The organism is Leptotrichia trevisanii DSM 22070 (assembly GCF_000482505.1).
In the GTDB taxonomy this organism is placed as follows: Bacteria; Fusobacteriota; Fusobacteriia; order Fusobacteriales; family Leptotrichiaceae; genus Leptotrichia; species Leptotrichia trevisanii.
This window is the reverse complement of the sequence record NZ_KI519450.1, coordinates 1-15,782: the sequence shown is the minus strand read 5'-3', so window position 1 is coordinate 15,782 and position 15,782 is coordinate 1. Positions and strand designations below refer to the sequence as shown.

Sequence of the window (15,782 nt, the reverse complement as noted above, 5' to 3'; positions counted from 1 at the left end):
AAATCGGGATTTGAAATTTTTTAAACTATCCAATATATTTACGGTGAGAATTTTTTACATTGCTTTGATTTACCATTGCATATTGCAATGTTGTATCTATTTTCGTATGCCCAAGCAATTTTTGAACTTGCTCTATTGGCATTCCTTTATCAATGGCTCTTGTGGCTAGTGTTCGTCTAAATTTATGAGGATGAACTTTAGGAATATTTAATTTTCTTCCTAATTCTCTGAGTCTAATTTCTACTCCACTTATTTTTAAACGTGAATATGGTTTTAATAAACTGACAAATAATGCTTCATTATTATCTTTTCTACTTTCAAGATATCTCGTTAAATGAATTTTTGTTCTTGCATCAAAATATACCCTTCTTTCCTTATCACCTTTACCCAAAACTATACATTCTCTATTCTCAAAATCAACATCTGATATATTAAGTTTTACAAGTTCGCCAACTCTCATTCCCGTTGAAGAAAGCAAATCTATCATTGCTAAATCACGTATATTTCCCGAAAAATCTCTTAACATTTCAAGTGATTCATCTGAATATGTTTCTTTTATCACTTGTCCTGTCTTTACTTTTTTTATCCTTCTAACAGGACTTTTTAATATGTAATTTTCTTCTTCAAGCCAAGAAAAGAAACTGGAAAGTATTCTCCTTATGTTATCTATAGTTACTTTTCCAGCATTTCCTTTTTCTTGATAATTTGACAAGTATTCTCTCAAATCATTTGTATCAATATGTTTAATAGTTTTTTCAATATGTTTAAACATATTTTGTATCGTTGATTGATAATACAAAATGGATTTTTCTGAACATCCTTCAATCTTTTTGGCAGACAAAAACATTTCCAAAATTTTCACATTAGAAACTTCTTCTTGTACTAAAATATCTTCACTTTCCAAATAATAAACTAAAACCTTGTGTAAATGTTCCATTTGAGCATTATCCAAAATTCCAAGCATTTTTTGTTCAATTTCAGTAATTATTTTTTTCATAATAAATCATCCTCTCAATTGTCTATATAATAAATTATACAATAATTATTTGAAATAAAACATCGAAATTCTGATTTATCAAACTAGTTTATTATTGTTTAAAAAATTTTTGCATCAAAGAATCATACAAATTTTCCATTTCTTTTAACGATTTTTCGGCTTCAAACTTTAATTTATCTATTCTTGTCACAAATTCAGCAAAAATGTTTTGTAATGAACATGGCGGAAGAATTGTATTAAAATTTCTTACATATTTTAAACTTATATTTTTTATTGTACTTTTTGTAGAATTTTGTTCTAGTTCATAAATAACTTTTTTATTTTTCAACAAATAATAAATGAATATTTTGTTTATATCCTTTTTTAAATCAATAAAACATACACTCTTTCCTAAAACTATCCTTTCATTATTATAGAAAGCTAGTCTTCCTAGTGTTCCATTAATTGATAAGAATACTGTATTTATTGATATTTCTTTAAAATACTTTTTATACTCTACTTTATTTACAAATTTTGTATTCTCTTGAATTACTATTTTACCTTCTGTCAAATTATTTCCATTAATAAACGGTATTGATCCATTAATATCGTATTTTGGTGTTCCGTGTAATCCATCTCCAATTTTATTAGTAATTTCTCCTTGTGTGACGTGATTACTAACAATTTCTTTCAATTCTATTCTAACCATAAAATTTCTCCTCCCTAAAACGTTGGTTTAAATCGGGATTTGATTAGTTCATCAAATAAAAATATCTGTTTCTTTTTATCTTCGATTATTTTTTGAGTCTTATTCAATATTTCTGATATTTTTAATTGTTCAGTTAAAGGAAATATTGGAATTTTAATTTTTTTTAATTTTTCCTTATTTAAAGTTTTTCCTTTTACAGCTTTATCAGTATACTTTAAAAAGTCAACTGATTCTAAAGCATAATATAAATATTCTGGAATCAAATATTTTAAATCCTTAATGTGAAATGCCGCAATTGCTTCATTTGTATATACTTCAGATTTTGTTATCGCTCTTTTTCCTATTGATAATTTAAAACTCATAATTACTGTATCTTTTGGAACTTTTTTTATTTTTGTATTCTCAATAGCTTCATTTGTTATTTTTTCTTTACTATTTACTATATATTTTTTATTCATATCTGATATTGCAATCCAAGTATGTTTTCCATTCCAATAATCAGAATTATTTCTTGATGGTGTTTTACCTAATTCAACATTTATTATTTTATCTATTTCAACATATTCCATCTATTTCACCAACTTTTCAAGTTCTTCCAAACCTAATGTTATCTCTTTTTCTAGTTCTTTTATTTTTCCAATAATAACTTCAGGCTTTTCATAAACAATTTCTTCATATTCTATTTCCTTGTATTTATTTATTGATAAATCATAATCATTTTGAATGATTTCTTCTTTTGAAACTAAGAAAGATTTTTCTGTTCTTTTTCTATCAGCTTCGTTCTCTAAGTTGGAAAATCTATTGATAATATCATCTATATCGTTGTCTTCTATTTTTGTTCTTTTATCATCTAATGAATACCCGTCTGCTTGCATATCATAGAACCATACCTTGTCTGTTCCCCCAACACCTGTTTTCGTAAATAACAATACAGCTGTACTTACTCCTGCGTATGGTTTAAATACTCCACTTGGCATCGATATTATTCCTTGCAAAATGTGATTTTCAATAATTTCTTTTCTCAGTTGCTTATGAGCATTACTGGCACCAAATAAAACTCCGTCAGGTACAATAACAGCACATCTTCCACCATTTTTTAAAATTCTTATCATTAATGCCAAAAATAATAATTCTGTTTTTTTAGTTTTTGTTATTTTTAATATATCATCAGCAACTGATTCTGCATCTAGCGAACCTTTAAAAGGAGGATTAGCAAGGACTAAGGTGTATTTTTCCTTATCTGTATTTGATTTTGCAAGTGAATCTTTATAATCTATATCTGGATTTTCTATGTCGTGTAACATCATATTCATTGTACCTATTCTAAGCATAGTTGTATCCATATCATTTCCATAAAACATATTATTTTGATAATGATTTTTCAACTCCTCAGAATTAAAAATTTCATTATGATTTTCCTTCAAATATTCACCCGCTCCAACTAAAAATCCAGAAGTTCCACAGGCAGGATCAATTATCATATCAGTAGGCACTGGTTTTACAAGTTTTACCATCATGTCAATAATATGTCTAGGAGTTCTAAACTGTCCATTTGTTCCAGAAGTAGCCAATTTAGATAACAAATATTCATATAAATTACCTTTTATATCTCCTTCTAAAGCCAAATCTTCAATTCCTGTAACAATTTTTTCCAGCATTTGTGGAGTTGGTATTTGAAATATCGCATCTTTCATGTATCTTGAAAATGATGAACTGGTATCACCATTTAAGTTTTTAATAAATGGAAATACTTCATTTACCATTGTATCGTACATTTTTTGTGCTTCTAATTCTTTAAAATTGCTCCATCTAAGATTTTGTTGTTCCTCGTCAAAAAATTTCTTAGGCTCTATTCCCAAAAGAATCGCATCTCTTTCAGCTCTTAATTGCTTATCATCCAATAATTTTATAAATATCAAATATGTAAACTGCTCTATTACAGATAAAGGATTTGTTATTCCCCCTGTCCAGAATATTTCCCATATTTTATCAATTTTATTTTTTAACTCTCCTGTTATTATCATATTTTTTCCTCTCTATTTTTTTTATTATCATTATCTGTTATCGTAACAACAATATTACCCTTATCAATGTCCTAAATTCATCATTAATGGAAAATCTCCTACTTCCAACTATTTTATACTGCTCCTTTATTTCATCAGTCAAAATACGGTTCTCAATTTCTTTCAAATCAATCCCCAGAACTCTTTCTATGAAACGTAACATTGCGTGTTCCGAAACAATTACCTTGTTTCCTTCCTTTAATCTTTTTAACTCTTCTTTTAATTGCCATTAAACCCGACTTTCTTTCTATAAAGCAATTTAAATACATTTAAAAAATATAAAAACTATACTAAATTTTAAAATAGTATAGCTTTATACAAAATTATTACTTATTCATACTATTGTATTCTTTTACAAGCTCGTTAAATGATTTGATAACGTTTTCTGGCGACCCTGTTTCATTTTCCAAGAAGAATTGATCTCTTAATGAAAATTCAGATATTGGTTTTTTTGCTTCAATTCTTTCCACAAGACTAGCCAGACTTGCTTTAAACCCGTCAGCTTCATCTACAAAACTGCTTAACTGATAATCTTTATAACCTTCTTTTTGCAGTTGTTTTTCATCTTTTACAGATTTATTAAATTCTGCTACCACATTAATCAATTTTTCCTGTAAACCCTTAAATTTGCCAGCATCTCCAGAAACTACATTTGCCCCAGTTAATTTTTGTCTGCTAATTTCATTTAGCACTTCTTCTCCCACACTCAAAATCATCATTCTGTTATACGCAATTGCTCTTCCTTCTTTTTGCAGTTGCTTAGCTTCCTTTTCCCTTTGCTCAACTATTTTTTTATCCATTTCTGTTCTAAATGCCAAAACTGCTACATCATATTTTTTTAGAATTTCTAAAAATTTTATATGAAATTCCTGAGCTTTCTTATAATTGTCACTTGTATAGTCTTTTCCAGAATAATAAGAATTCATATCATCTGCTAATGGTTTCAATTCTTTAAATACTACAAGTAAATTTTCCGAAGCCTTATCAAGTTCTGCCATTTTAGGTTTTGCCGGTATTGCTTTTTCCAATTCTGTTATAATATTCTTAACATCGTAAAAATCTGCATTTACACTTCCATCCGGCTTTTTAAATTGAGCTTCTGCACCAACTTCTTTAAAATAAGAATTAGCTGTCTTCTCAAAGCTGTGCAATTTATTATAAATTTCAATATACAAATTATATTTTTCAACTTCATTAACTTTCTTATTTGTTCCCCCAATATTTTTTAAGTCAGGCCCTTTATCCTTACCATTTCCTTTTTTTCCACACGAAATTACAAGTAACAGCATCAATAACGTTACTAATACTTTTGTTTTTTTCATTTTTATCGACTCTCTTTCTTTAATTTATTTTTTCTAAAAAAATCAAAAATTTTTATATTTTAATTTTTAATAATTATAAAATTTATTATTTGTAAGGTGTACTTTTCTCTGCAACTTCCATCTGCACTGAAATATCCTCTTCCTCATAATTAAAAACCCTTTCAATCCTATCCCTTAAAATTTTTAGATATTTTTCTTTGTATTCTTCATTTTTTCTCATCCTTACGGACATTTTCCCGGATCAACTATACATGCTCCTCCGATTAGTGCTGTCGGTGCCAATATCGCTGTTCCCAGTACCACCGCACAGGAATTTAACATTGTAATGCAAAGTATCAATAAAAATAGTAATTTCCATTTTTTTATAAATTTCATAAAATCACCTTTTGCTTATTTTTTAATTGTATCTAAAAACTCATCAAAACTATCAGAAATTGCACAAAAAAAGAATAATTCATAAATATTAATATACACTTCTCCTGTTCTTCTTTCAACGAATAACATAAATTCTTCATCTTCCGCAATTGGAATCAAATCTTCTTTTTTAAACTCTTCAATTTCTGTTTCTCCAAAGAACATTTTATACATTTGAAACCAATGTTTCTGCTCATTTTTTATTTCTTCATCTTCAAAAAACAATTTATTTGGAATATCTATTTCCATTTCATCAATATTGTATTTTTCATTTAACAGTTCGCCAACTACTTCCTTTTCCATCCCTGTAAGTATTGGCAAATATGAAAAACAGTAATCCTTTATTTCGTTAATTGTTTTTTTAGAAATTTTATATTTTGCACGATTTTTTATAGCTAAAGCATCAAATTTTTCAATTTCATCTTTATATTTTTTAATATTTATTTTATTCAAAAATTCTGAATTGAAATATTCTCTTTCTTCATTTTTCCTTTTCCAAGAATTTTCATAATCAATTATATTATTAAACCCTCAATTCCTCCCTATCCTCAACAATCTCATCCTTATATTTATCCAAAATCGGATTAATCTCATTCTTCACAAAATCCTCAGTCTGCTGCCCAGCAAATCCAGTATAATTAGCAGAAACTAAGATTCCTTCCATATCTTCTGCTTTCAGCCCTAATCTACCGTCTTTTATAATTCTGTCAATTAGTCTGTTAGGATTTCCGTTCAATTTAATTTCCTTTGTTTCTTCCATCGAAAGTTCTCTTATAATTTCATGTACTTCCTGTCTATCCATCCCTTTTTTTACCGATTCCATAATAATATTTTCAGTCGCCATAAATGGTAATTCCTTCTGAATATTCGCTTCTATTACTTTTGGATAAACAACAACTCCATCTATAATGTTAAGCCATATAATTAAAATTGCATCAACTGCCAAGAATGCTTGTGGAATTGAAAGTCTTTTACTTGCCGAATCATCTAGCGTTCTTTCAAACCATTGTGTTGCAAAAACTAGTGCACCTGTTTGTGAGCTTGAAATTACATATTTTGCAAGTGATGAAATTCTTTCACTTCTCATCGGATTTCTCTTGTAAGCCATCGCACTTGAACCAATTTGATTTTTTTCAAATGGCTCTTCCAATTCCTTCAAATGCTGTAATAGTCTAAAATCATTCGTAAATTTGTGAGAAGATTGAGCAATGTTTGACAATAAGTTCAAGATTTGTGCATCTACTTTTCTATCATAAGTCTGTCCTGAAACACCTTGTTTTTTGCTAAACCCAGCTTTTTCAGTAACCAATTCATCCAACTGTTTTACTTTTTCAAAATCTCCTTCAAACAATTCTTTAAAGCTAGCTTGAGTCCCAGTAGTCCCTTTAACTCCTCTAAATCTCAAGTTTTCAAGTCTAAATTCCAGTTCCTCAAAATCAAGAAGCAAAGAATGAAGCCACAATGTCGCCCTTTTTCCAACAGTTGTAAGCTGTGCCGCCTGAAAATGTGTAAATCCTAAAGTTGGCAAATCTTTATATTCCAATGCAAAATCTCTCATTTTTTCAATCAAAGTAAGCATTCTTCTTTTAACAACAAGTAATCCTTCCTTAATTTGAATCAAATCAGTATTATCTCCAACATATGCACTTGTTGCTCCCAAGTGAATGATTTTTCTTGCATTTTTCGCCTGTTCCCCATAAGTATGCACATGAGCCATCACATCATGTCTTAACTTTTTCTCAAACTCAGCTGCAACTTTAAAATCCACATCATCCTTAAATTTTTTAAGTTCCGCAATTTGCTCATCTGTAATAAAATCAAGCCCAAGTTCCTTCTCAGCCTCAGCCAAATTTATCCACAATTTTCTCCAAGTTCTAAACTTAAACTCAGGCGAAAAAATGTGTAACATCTCCTTACTAGAATATCTTTCCGCCAACGGATTTGAATATATACTCATATTTTCCATTTCTAATTCCTCCTACTTGTTTTTATTTTTTATTTATTTTTTTCTCAAATCAAAACATTCCACTTTTATCTTGAAAGGCTCTTTACATGTTTAGTTCACAATTGTAATCAAATTCTTTTATAACTTTTTATTTATTTCTATATACAGGTGTACATATATTAACTATCTCCTTTTCTTCAGGATACAATGTTACATCAAAACAATCTTTTTTTATAGAAATTTTTTCACTATACTTTTCATATGCAGTATTATAAAAATTCATGATAATAAATTTTAAGAACTGATACGGTGTTAATGCAGAAGAAACTGGAATCCTACAATTTTTATATTGACCTATTGTAAAATGTGATACTGGATGAATAATCGGACTAGATACTTTTTCACTAATATCAAAATCAAATCTCAACGGAACTGTAACTATTCTTTTATCTAGAATATCATTATAAATCTCATCTTCATAATATATTTCTGATTCATTTTGAAATAACTCTAAATCAGGGGCTGGGAAAAAACTTAATCTGTGATTTTCTATTTTTTTATTTTTAAAACGATATTGCATATGAATCAAGGCTCCATCTATCATTTTCATATTAAATATTCTTTGTTCGCATAATATTCTATACATTTCTTGATACGGTATATTCTTTAAAAAAATAGAACTATTGTTATTACAATTGGCAATATTTATTTCTTCAATCTTTCCAGGATGATTTTTTATCGACGGAAAATTTTGATCTTCACAAAGTGTAATTTCAATCATTTCTCTAGTCAAGTCATTAATATGCTTAAATACATCTTTTGCTGTCAACATAAAATTTTATTCTCCTTTTTCTAAAAGATTTATAAGACGCTCAATTTGTTCTTTGTTTAAGTCATCTTTAAAAATTTCTTTGTTTTCCAATCTATTAATTAATTCCCTCACATATAGTCTGCTTTTTCTTATTTCATTTTTTTCTCCTTCGCTTACATCTCTATTAATGATGTTCATCTTTTTTCTCTGTGATTTATCAGGATATATAAAATCTAAGGTGAAATTATTATTTTTTATTTTAGTATACTCTTTGATTAATTTTTTCATATCTTCACCTACACCCAAGATTCTAACCCAAGCCTTACTTCTTGTTATAGCTGTAAATAATTGATTTCTGATTTTGGCTAAATTATACATCGAATCATAACATGACTCAGCATTAATTATATATACCATAGCTGCTTCATTTCCTTTAGCTCTGTAAATTCCTGAAAAAGCTATAGAATTATCATTTTGAGAAAAAAATACATCTGGAGTTGTATCTACACCTGTGGTGTGAGAATTTATCCCTTGTTCGAAAAGTATACTTCGAATTGGTCCTACTGCTTTTTTAGTTGTTAAAGGATCAGGATTAATGATAATTATATCATCCGAACGTAGCTCATCTTTAGTTAAATTAATTTTTATTTGCTCAGCTACCCATAAATCTTGCTCTTCTTTAGTATCAAAAACTTTAAATTGAATTAAATCATCAATATCTGAATGAGCTTCTAAAAATTTTGGGCTACTTTCTGATGTCCTTTTCAGTACAACATGTTGTCCATCTTCCAATTCTCCTTGTTCTATTTCATAACCTATATCTAACCATAAAGAATTTTGTTCAAACATTTGAATTAGTCCAAAATCAGAATATATTCCAAATCCTAAGGCATGTGCTGTAACCAATGTTGGTCTTGAATTTCTATAACATTTTTCAAGAATAATATCTTGTTGAGGTTCACCTTCTTTGGAAATACCAAACTTTACTTTGGGAGTTCCATTTTCTAAATTTCCAAAGATTTTTTCAGGTGATGGTAATGATTGCATTCTTAAATTTTGTAATTCATCATACGCATAAACTAATCTTTTGGGACTTTTTAACATTTCATAACACATTTTTAAAAAACTTGGTGAGAAATCTTGCGCTTCATCAATCAAAATAACATCAAAAGTCTCTACTATAGTATTTTCAACTTCTGATAATGCTTTTTCACATATTTCTCCAAAAGGATCTTTTATTCCATACATATTTCTAGCTGTTATATAATCAAAATAGGGAACATTATTCAAAAAGCAAAAAGTATAATATATACCATTATTTTGCCCACCTCTTGAAGAACCCCAAGCATGTATAATTTGTAATTTTTCCCAATTAGGTTCTTCATTTGTTTGTTCTATATAAAAAGTATTAATTAATTTTCTTAATTCTCCCTTTAAAGATCTTGTATTAAAAGTTATTGCAATTTTCCATTCAGGGTGTTGAGCATGTAAATATGCTGCTTTTAATGCTAGAACAATAGTCTTTCCTGAGCCAGCTAATCCACGTATTCTTTGAACACCTTGAACTGTTTCTATTACTGCTTGACTTTGGCGATTATCCAAATTAGCAATTGAATCTTCTAAAGCTTGTAATTTAGCTCCTTTAGAATAAATATTTGAAATTTCTCTTCTTTTTTTACCTTTTCTAATAGTTGATACATATTGAAGTGCAGAAATTAATTTAGTGTAGTAATCCGAATTTTCTGAATTTAATTTTTTAATAAATTCTTCTAAATTATTGTTATTACATAATGGATAATCTTCATTCAAATCTTTCAAGTTTTTTACAAATGGAGCAAATGTTATTACATTTATATCCACACACAATTTTCTTTTGTTCATTAATTCTTTATATCCTCTTAATTTTGCTTCAACTTTATTTGCACAATCATCTTGAATATTTTGATAATTATCTATATTTTTGTTTTCTATTAAGTTAAAAATAACTAATCCTTTATCTTTTGAAATCCAAAGTGCATCTATAGAGTATGCACCTTCTACTGTTCCTATAATAGGATACCCTATATACAATTCTCCTTGAAATTGATTATTATTTTGAAAATATTCTTTTAATTTTTCGCTAGCTAATGGTTTATTAGTTGCACCCATTATTATATTTACCATAGTAAACTCTCCCTTTTATAAAAATTAATTATTAAAGTATTAAAATTATAACTGTACATCTTTAATTCTATTTCACAAATTCTCCCAAATCATATCTATAAATATTCTGACTTCTTTCAGGCCCCACCGAAATCATAGAAATCTTACATTTTAATTTTTTCTCAATGTATTCAACATATTTTTTACAATTTTCTGGCAAGTCTTCGTAATTTTTTATTTGAGTAATATCTTCTTTCCAACCATCTAATTCATCGTAAATTACTTTCAAATCTTTAGATTTTCTCAAGTTTCCAGGATATGAATAACAAACTTTTCCATCAATTTCATAACCAACCGCTACTTTTATTTTTTCAAATCCTGTCAATACATCCAGTTTTGTCAACACAATATCTGTCAATCCATCAATTAACACTGCATATTTCCCAATTACTAAGTCAAGCCATCCACATCTTCTTGGACGTCCTGTTGTTGCTCCAAATTCATGTCCTACTTTTCGTAAAGTTTCTCCATCTGCGTTTTCTAATTCTGTTGGGAAAGGTCCTTCTCCCACTCTTGTTGTGTAGGCTTTCATAACTCCTAGCACTCTTGAGATTTTTGTTGGGGCGACTCCTGTTCCGACTGTTACTCCACCAGATGTCGGAGATGATGAAGTTACGTAAGGGTAAGTTCCGTAGTCAATGTCAAGCATTAGTGCTTGAGCCCCTTCAAAAAGCACCACTTTTCCATTTTCTATTCCTTCATTGATTTCTACAACTGCGTCTATTATTCTAAATTTTATTTTTTCCGCAAGTTTCATAAATTTTTCATAAAGTTCTTCCAAATCAAAAGTTCCTTTACCGTATCTAACCAGCATATCATTTTTTTCATTTACGTTCCAAGTAAGTTTATCCCTAAATCTTTCAGGCTCCAACAAATCTCCGATTCTAATCCCATTTCTAGCAATTTTATCAATGTAGCAAGGCCCAATTCCTCTTTGAGTTGTACCAATCTTATTTTCTCCCATTGCTTCTTCTTTTGCTTTGTCAATTTCAATATGATAAGGCATTATAATATGGGCTCTTTCGTCAATGTAAAGATTATCCAGCTTTTTTCCTCTTTTTTCGAGCTCATCAATTTCCGTCAATAATACTTCAATATCAACAACAACTCCAGCCCCAATTATACATTTTCCAGCCGAGTTAATAATTCCAGACGGCAATAAATGCAAAATAAATTTTTCATCATTTACAACGACAGTATGCCCAGCATTATTCCCACCTTGAAACCTAACTACATAATCTGCTTTTGGAGACAGTACATCGATTATTTTACCTTTTCCTTCATCTCCCCATTGCGTTCCCACAATTACAAAAGTATTATTTCCCATATTTCATTCCTCCCAAATTTTTAGAATTTTCTTACTCTTTTAAAAAACTGAATCGTAAAAACCTAAAACATCTACCTTACTAAAATTTTATCTTTTACTATTTATTTTACTATATTTATTAGTTTTTTTCAATTAATTTGAACCTTTTGAAAAAATAATTTTTACAAAAAAATAGAAGTCATCTTATTTTGCAAAAACAACTCCTATTAATCAATTTTTATTTATTTTTTATCAATTTATTTCCCTTCAAAATAATCAAGCACTTCCAATAAATTATCAAATCTTTTATAAACCAATTTTTCAATTTCCTCTGTCGGTTTCAACTTATCTGGCACCATAATTGGAAATGTCCCGGCCGCATGTGCCGCTCTTATTCCGTTGAACGAATCCTCAAATACTACCGTTTTCTCAGGAGATGCCCCAGCTTTTTTGGCACTTATTAAAAATACTTCTGGATCAGGTTTCCCGTGAACAACATCTTCTGCAGTTATTAAATGGGAAAAATATTTTCTTACATCCTTTCCTTCTGTCAATGCTTCTGCCAAATGTAAATCCGATGAAGTAGCCAATATCATCTGTTTATTATTTTTCTTCAAAAATTCAAGCAATTCCAATGCACCAAGTTTTAACGGAACTTCCCCTTTTTCAGCTTTTTCCAATATATGATCCTTAACTGTCCCCATCATTTCATCATACGGAAATTCCTCACCCAGTGCTTCCTTAAACAATATTCTTGCTTTATCATTTGTAACGCCTGTCGTTTTTTCCACAATGTCATTTGTTATCGTGTAACCCTTTTTTTTAGCCACTTCACGTCCATATTCCACATAAATAGTTTCTGTATCAAAAAGCAAACCATCCATATCAAACAAAAATAATTCTATTTCATCAAAAAATTGTTTCCCCATTGACTTACTCCTTATCTAATCATATTTTTTTATTTTTTTCTCTAAAACTTTAATCTTTTTGTTTCCAAAAATTTTTTAATCCTAATAAAACTAAACTCGAAAGTTATGGCTAAGAAATTCAAACTTTGAATTTACTCAACTTTTATTAGTTTAATTTTGAATATATTGCTAAATTTTTTTCATTGAAACACTACATCAAAAAAACTAATATAAACTAAATCAAAAAAATATTTATAAAAATATAGCAGCCTTATTTGAAAGACTGCTAAAACTTTATATTGTACTTTTATTTACTGATTTCACTTTTTGTAAAAAGTTTTTATTTTTTGATCCAAGGCATAAGTTTTCTTAATTCAGCCCCAACTTTTTCTACACCGTGATTTGCAAATTCTGCTCTTTTTTCTTTTAAGAATGGTTGTCCCGCTTTTGAGTCAGCCAGGAAGTCATTTGCGAATTTTCCTGATTGGATATCTGTTAATACTTGTTTCATAGCTTCTTTTGTTTCAGCAGTTATGATTTTTGGCCCTGTGATGTAATCTCCATATTCAGCAGTATTTGAGATTGAGCTTCTCATTGTAGCCAGTCCACCTTCATAAATCAAATCTACAATAAGTTTCATTTCGTGTAAGCATTCAAAATAAGCATTTACAGGATCGTATCCAGCTTCTGTCAATACTTCAAATCCTACTTTCATAAGTTCTACTACTCCACCACACAATACAGCTTGTTCACCAAATAAATCTGTTTCTGTTTCTTGCTTGAATGTAGTTTCAAGGATTCCTGATCTTCCTCCACCAATAGCTGATGCCCATGCTTTGGCAACTTCCATTGTATCTCCTTTAGCATCTTGATAAACAGCTACTAGACAAGGTACTCCGCTTCCTTCTTGGAAAGTTCTTCTTACCAAGTGCCCAGGCCCTTTTGGTGCAACCATAAATACGCTTATATCTTCTCTTGGAACAATTTTTCCAAAATGAATATTAAATCCGTGTCCAAATGCGATATATGCCCCTTCTTTCAAGTTTGGTGCAATATCAGCCGCATATACATCAGCCTGAATTTCATCTGGAATCAAAATCATAACTATATCCGCACCTTTTACAGCATCTGCAGTTTCTTTTACTGTAAATCCTGCTTCAGTAGCTTCATCCCAAGATTTTGAACCTTTTCTAAGTCCAACAGTTACATCAAATCCACCTTCTCTCAAATTTAGAGAGTGTGCATGCCCTTGCGAACCATATCCCAATACAGTAATTTTTTTACCTTCCAATTTGCTCAAATCACAATCAGCATCATAATAAACTGTTGTTCCTAAAATATTTCCTGCCATTTTTTATCCTCCTATATTTTGTATGTATATATTATACACTTTTTAAAAATATTTGCAAATATTTCTTTTTAATGTAATGATATATTTTATATATTTTTGAATCATTTGCCTTTTTATATAAATCGAAAAATAGATTACAAAATTTTATTTGCTATTTAATAATTTCTAATATATTATTAATAATATGTTATTATCAAAAAAAGGAAAAAATTTTTACTGAGTGTTTACATACGCATCCTTCACTTTACACGCCTTTACATCTCCCGAATTTAGAACAGCCCTAAACTCCCATTTTTTATTTTTATCAATGGAGTCAGTGCTATCCACAGCATCTCCGACTTTTGTTCCCTTTTTATCAAAGCAAGGGATTTCAATAGTAACATTTTCCTTTCTGCTTCCACTATTTGTTAAAACTCCTGTTACAATTGTCGTATTTCCATCGTTTTCAACTTTCGCCTTAGAAAATTTATACTTAACGCCTTTTGCATTAATTTCTCCATCATTTCCGCCGATTATTCCGCCAATAATATTCCCAGTTGTCTTAATTACAGCACCAGTAACAGTTCCCGCTGCCTTAATCGTACCTCCAGCGATACTTCCTGCCGCTCCAACAACTCCGCAAGATGACAGAACTAAAGCTGTTCCCATTATCATTAATATTTTTTTCATAATTTATAAATCCTTTCAATATTTTTTATGCTTATAATACAGTAAAATTACTTTAAAACTGAATTTAAAAATATTTTATTGCAATATCAGCATATTTCAAGTATTCTAACATTAAAATTATATATTTCTATTTTTTTATAAATATTTTTTACTTTAAAACTTACAAATATTTACCAGCTTCCTTAATACTCAATTTTGACATTTTTTCTTCATTTTCTTCAATAAAATTTTTTACCCATTCAGAATTAGTCTTACTATAATCTCTCAATGCCCAGCCTATTGCCTTATTAATAAAAAATTCAGTCTGTTCCAAATTATTCTTTAAAATCTTTTCCAGTAATTCAGTATTTGTTTTTTCTTTTCTCAAAAGCTGATGATCAATGGCAATTCTTCTAAGCCAAATATTTTCATCAAGACTCCATTCCAGCAATATTTTATTCACATTTGAATTCTTTAATGCCAAAGCTCCTATTGTCATATCTAAATTGTCTATCGTATCCCACCACGATTTTTTCAAGATTAACCATTTAAACTTCGGAATATCATCTATCGTCAATTTGTCCTTCATATTTTTCAAATAATCAGCTGCAACATACTGAAATTCCCTGTACTCATTTTCCCAACATTTATTTACAAATTCCCAGTCAATTTTTTCTTCATTCTTGTATTCTTTAAAAAAATTTTTTAATATTTTCCGTCTTTCCGGTGTCTTAATTCCAATATGTTCAAATTTATTGAGCATATATTTTGACATTCTTTGAGCCTGTTCTTCATTTTTATGCTGAATCATTTCTTCATAAAGTTTATTAAAATCCATAAGTTTCCTCTTTTTTCTTTTTATTAAAAATATTAATTTCTATTAATTACAAAATTCTAATTTTTAGATTTTAACCCTTAAGGAAAATAAAATGGGCTATTCTCCTGAAGTATGTTCTATAATATTATAGTTTAATGCAGAGTGTAGCTATATAGTCATTTCCATAACGTGATAATCTATGTCTTTTGTCACACGATTCATAAAAATCTATCATAGCGAGACCATTTTTAAGTTGTCCTCTAATCTGAGTTTCTAAGGTATGGCTAAATTCATATCCATATTCTGGATT

17 protein-coding genes and 1 pseudogene are annotated in these 15,782 nt (G+C 29.0%); all 18 read right to left on the bottom strand.

Going from position 1 to position 15,782, the window contains the following annotated elements; translation table 11 throughout:
- Positions 1-25 precede the first annotated feature (25 nt).
- Positions 26-997, bottom strand: a complete 972-nt coding sequence (gene xerA, locus K324_RS0113725) for a site-specific tyrosine recombinase/integron integrase (protein ID WP_232051233.1) — start codon at positions 995-997, stop codon at positions 26-28.
- Positions 998-1,088: 91 nt separating this feature from the next.
- Positions 1,089-1,685 (bottom strand): restriction endonuclease subunit S, encoded by a 597-nt coding sequence (locus tag K324_RS15050; protein WP_051354479.1) that lies wholly within the window; start codon positions 1,683-1,685, stop codon positions 1,089-1,091.
- Between the two features lie 14 nt (positions 1,686-1,699).
- On the bottom strand, positions 1,700-2,254 hold the full coding sequence (locus tag K324_RS15045; RefSeq protein ID WP_036095930.1) for a restriction endonuclease subunit S: 555 nt from the start codon (positions 2,252-2,254) through the stop codon (positions 1,700-1,702).
- Complete coding sequence (locus tag K324_RS0113710) at positions 2,255-3,709, bottom strand: type I restriction-modification system subunit M (RefSeq protein WP_248615412.1); 1,455 nt, start codon at positions 3,707-3,709, stop codon at positions 2,255-2,257.
- 37 nt (positions 3,710-3,746) lie between these two features.
- The gene (locus tag K324_RS15915; RefSeq protein WP_155282506.1) at positions 3,747-3,911 is read right to left on the bottom strand and encodes a hypothetical protein; all 165 of its coding nucleotides are present in this window, start codon (positions 3,909-3,911) and stop codon (positions 3,747-3,749) included.
- A 163-nt stretch (positions 3,912-4,074) separates the two neighbouring features.
- The gene (locus tag K324_RS0113700; RefSeq protein ID WP_026749639.1) at positions 4,075-5,070 is read right to left on the bottom strand and encodes a YiiG family protein; all 996 of its coding nucleotides are present in this window, start codon (positions 5,068-5,070) and stop codon (positions 4,075-4,077) included.
- Positions 5,071-5,155: 85 nt separating this feature from the next.
- Positions 5,156-5,290: a hypothetical protein gene (locus tag K324_RS16570; protein ID WP_269473056.1), complete on the bottom strand. Its 135-nt coding sequence runs from the start codon at positions 5,288-5,290 to the stop codon at positions 5,156-5,158.
- A gap of 2 nt (positions 5,291-5,292) precedes the next feature.
- A complete protein-coding gene (locus K324_RS0113690) occupies positions 5,293-5,445 on the bottom strand; it encodes a hypothetical protein (RefSeq protein WP_026749638.1) in 153 nt (50 codons plus the stop codon).
- Between the two features lie 15 nt (positions 5,446-5,460).
- Positions 5,461-5,937 (bottom strand): hypothetical protein, encoded by a 477-nt coding sequence (locus tag K324_RS0113685; protein WP_248615410.1) that lies wholly within the window; start codon positions 5,935-5,937, stop codon positions 5,461-5,463.
- Positions 5,938-6,007: 70 nt separating this feature from the next.
- Positions 6,008-7,450 carry an adenylosuccinate lyase gene (purB, locus tag K324_RS0113680; protein WP_026749636.1) on the bottom strand — a complete coding sequence of 481 codons (1,443 nt, stop codon included), beginning with the start codon at positions 7,448-7,450 and terminating at the stop codon, positions 6,008-6,010.
- 127 nt (positions 7,451-7,577) lie between these two features.
- Complete coding sequence (locus tag K324_RS0113675) at positions 7,578-8,261, bottom strand: DUF2290 domain-containing protein (protein WP_026749635.1); 684 nt, start codon at positions 8,259-8,261, stop codon at positions 7,578-7,580.
- Positions 8,262-8,267: 6 nt separating this feature from the next.
- Complete coding sequence (locus tag K324_RS0113670) at positions 8,268-10,403, bottom strand: DEAD/DEAH box helicase (protein ID WP_026749634.1); 2,136 nt, start codon at positions 10,401-10,403, stop codon at positions 8,268-8,270.
- Between the two features lie 67 nt (positions 10,404-10,470).
- Entirely contained in the window at positions 10,471-11,769 is a 1,299-nt protein-coding gene (locus K324_RS0113665; RefSeq protein ID WP_026749633.1) for an adenylosuccinate synthase, read from the bottom strand.
- A gap of 236 nt (positions 11,770-12,005) precedes the next feature.
- Entirely contained in the window at positions 12,006-12,677 is a 672-nt protein-coding gene (locus K324_RS0113660; protein WP_026749632.1) for an HAD family hydrolase, read from the bottom strand.
- 319 nt (positions 12,678-12,996) lie between these two features.
- Positions 12,997-14,007 (bottom strand): ketol-acid reductoisomerase, encoded by a 1,011-nt coding sequence (ilvC, locus tag K324_RS0113655; RefSeq protein ID WP_026749631.1) that lies wholly within the window; start codon positions 14,005-14,007, stop codon positions 12,997-12,999.
- Positions 14,008-14,220: 213 nt separating this feature from the next.
- The gene (locus K324_RS0113650; protein WP_026749630.1) at positions 14,221-14,676 is read right to left on the bottom strand and encodes an FxLYD domain-containing protein; all 456 of its coding nucleotides are present in this window, start codon (positions 14,674-14,676) and stop codon (positions 14,221-14,223) included.
- Between the two features lie 160 nt (positions 14,677-14,836).
- Positions 14,837-15,493: a DNA alkylation repair protein gene (locus K324_RS0113645; protein WP_026749629.1), complete on the bottom strand. Its 657-nt coding sequence runs from the start codon at positions 15,491-15,493 to the stop codon at positions 14,837-14,839.
- Between the two features lie 124 nt (positions 15,494-15,617).
- Positions 15,618-15,782: pseudogene (locus tag K324_RS15040) on the bottom strand (class I SAM-dependent methyltransferase); the annotation flags it as partial.

What these genes read in the sequence shown, in the direction of transcription:
- K324_RS0113670 (WP_026749634.1), bottom strand. Translation starts at nt 10,403, where the DNA reads ATGGTAAATATAATAATGGGTGCAACTAATAAACCATTAGCTAGCGAA.
- K324_RS0113650 (WP_026749630.1), bottom strand. Translation starts at nt 14,676, where the DNA reads ATGAAAAAAATATTAATGATAATGGGAACAGCTTTAGTTCTGTCATCT.
- K324_RS0113645 (WP_026749629.1), bottom strand. Translation starts at nt 15,493, where the DNA reads ATGGATTTTAATAAACTTTATGAAGAAATGATTCAGCATAAAAATGAA.
- K324_RS15050 (WP_051354479.1), bottom strand. Translation starts at nt 1,685, where the DNA reads ATGGTTAGAATAGAATTGAAAGAAATTGTTAGTAATCACGTCACACAA.
- K324_RS15045 (WP_036095930.1), bottom strand. Translation starts at nt 2,254, where the DNA reads ATGGAATATGTTGAAATAGATAAAATAATAAATGTTGAATTAGGTAAA.
- K324_RS0113710 (WP_248615412.1), bottom strand. Translation starts at nt 3,709, where the DNA reads ATGATAATAACAGGAGAGTTAAAAAATAAAATTGATAAAATATGGGAA.
- K324_RS0113690 (WP_026749638.1), bottom strand. Translation starts at nt 5,445, where the DNA reads ATGAAATTTATAAAAAAATGGAAATTACTATTTTTATTGATACTTTGC.
- xerA (WP_232051233.1), bottom strand. Translation starts at nt 997, where the DNA reads ATGAAAAAAATAATTACTGAAATTGAACAAAAAATGCTTGGAATTTTG.
- K324_RS0113665 (WP_026749633.1), bottom strand. Translation starts at nt 11,769, where the DNA reads ATGGGAAATAATACTTTTGTAATTGTGGGAACGCAATGGGGAGATGAA.
- K324_RS15915 (WP_155282506.1), bottom strand. Translation starts at nt 3,911, where the DNA reads ATGTTACGTTTCATAGAAAGAGTTCTGGGGATTGATTTGAAAGAAATT.
- K324_RS0113675 (WP_026749635.1), bottom strand. Translation starts at nt 8,261, where the DNA reads ATGTTGACAGCAAAAGATGTATTTAAGCATATTAATGACTTGACTAGA.
- ilvC (WP_026749631.1), bottom strand. Translation starts at nt 14,007, where the DNA reads ATGGCAGGAAATATTTTAGGAACAACAGTTTATTATGATGCTGATTGT.
- K324_RS0113700 (WP_026749639.1), bottom strand. Translation starts at nt 5,070, where the DNA reads ATGAAAAAAACAAAAGTATTAGTAACGTTATTGATGCTGTTACTTGTA.
- K324_RS0113660 (WP_026749632.1), bottom strand. Translation starts at nt 12,677, where the DNA reads ATGGGGAAACAATTTTTTGATGAAATAGAATTATTTTTGTTTGATATG.
- purB (WP_026749636.1), bottom strand. Translation starts at nt 7,450, where the DNA reads ATGGAAAATATGAGTATATATTCAAATCCGTTGGCGGAAAGATATTCT.
- K324_RS16570 (WP_269473056.1), bottom strand. Translation starts at nt 5,290, where the DNA reads ATGAGAAAAAATGAAGAATACAAAGAAAAATATCTAAAAATTTTAAGG.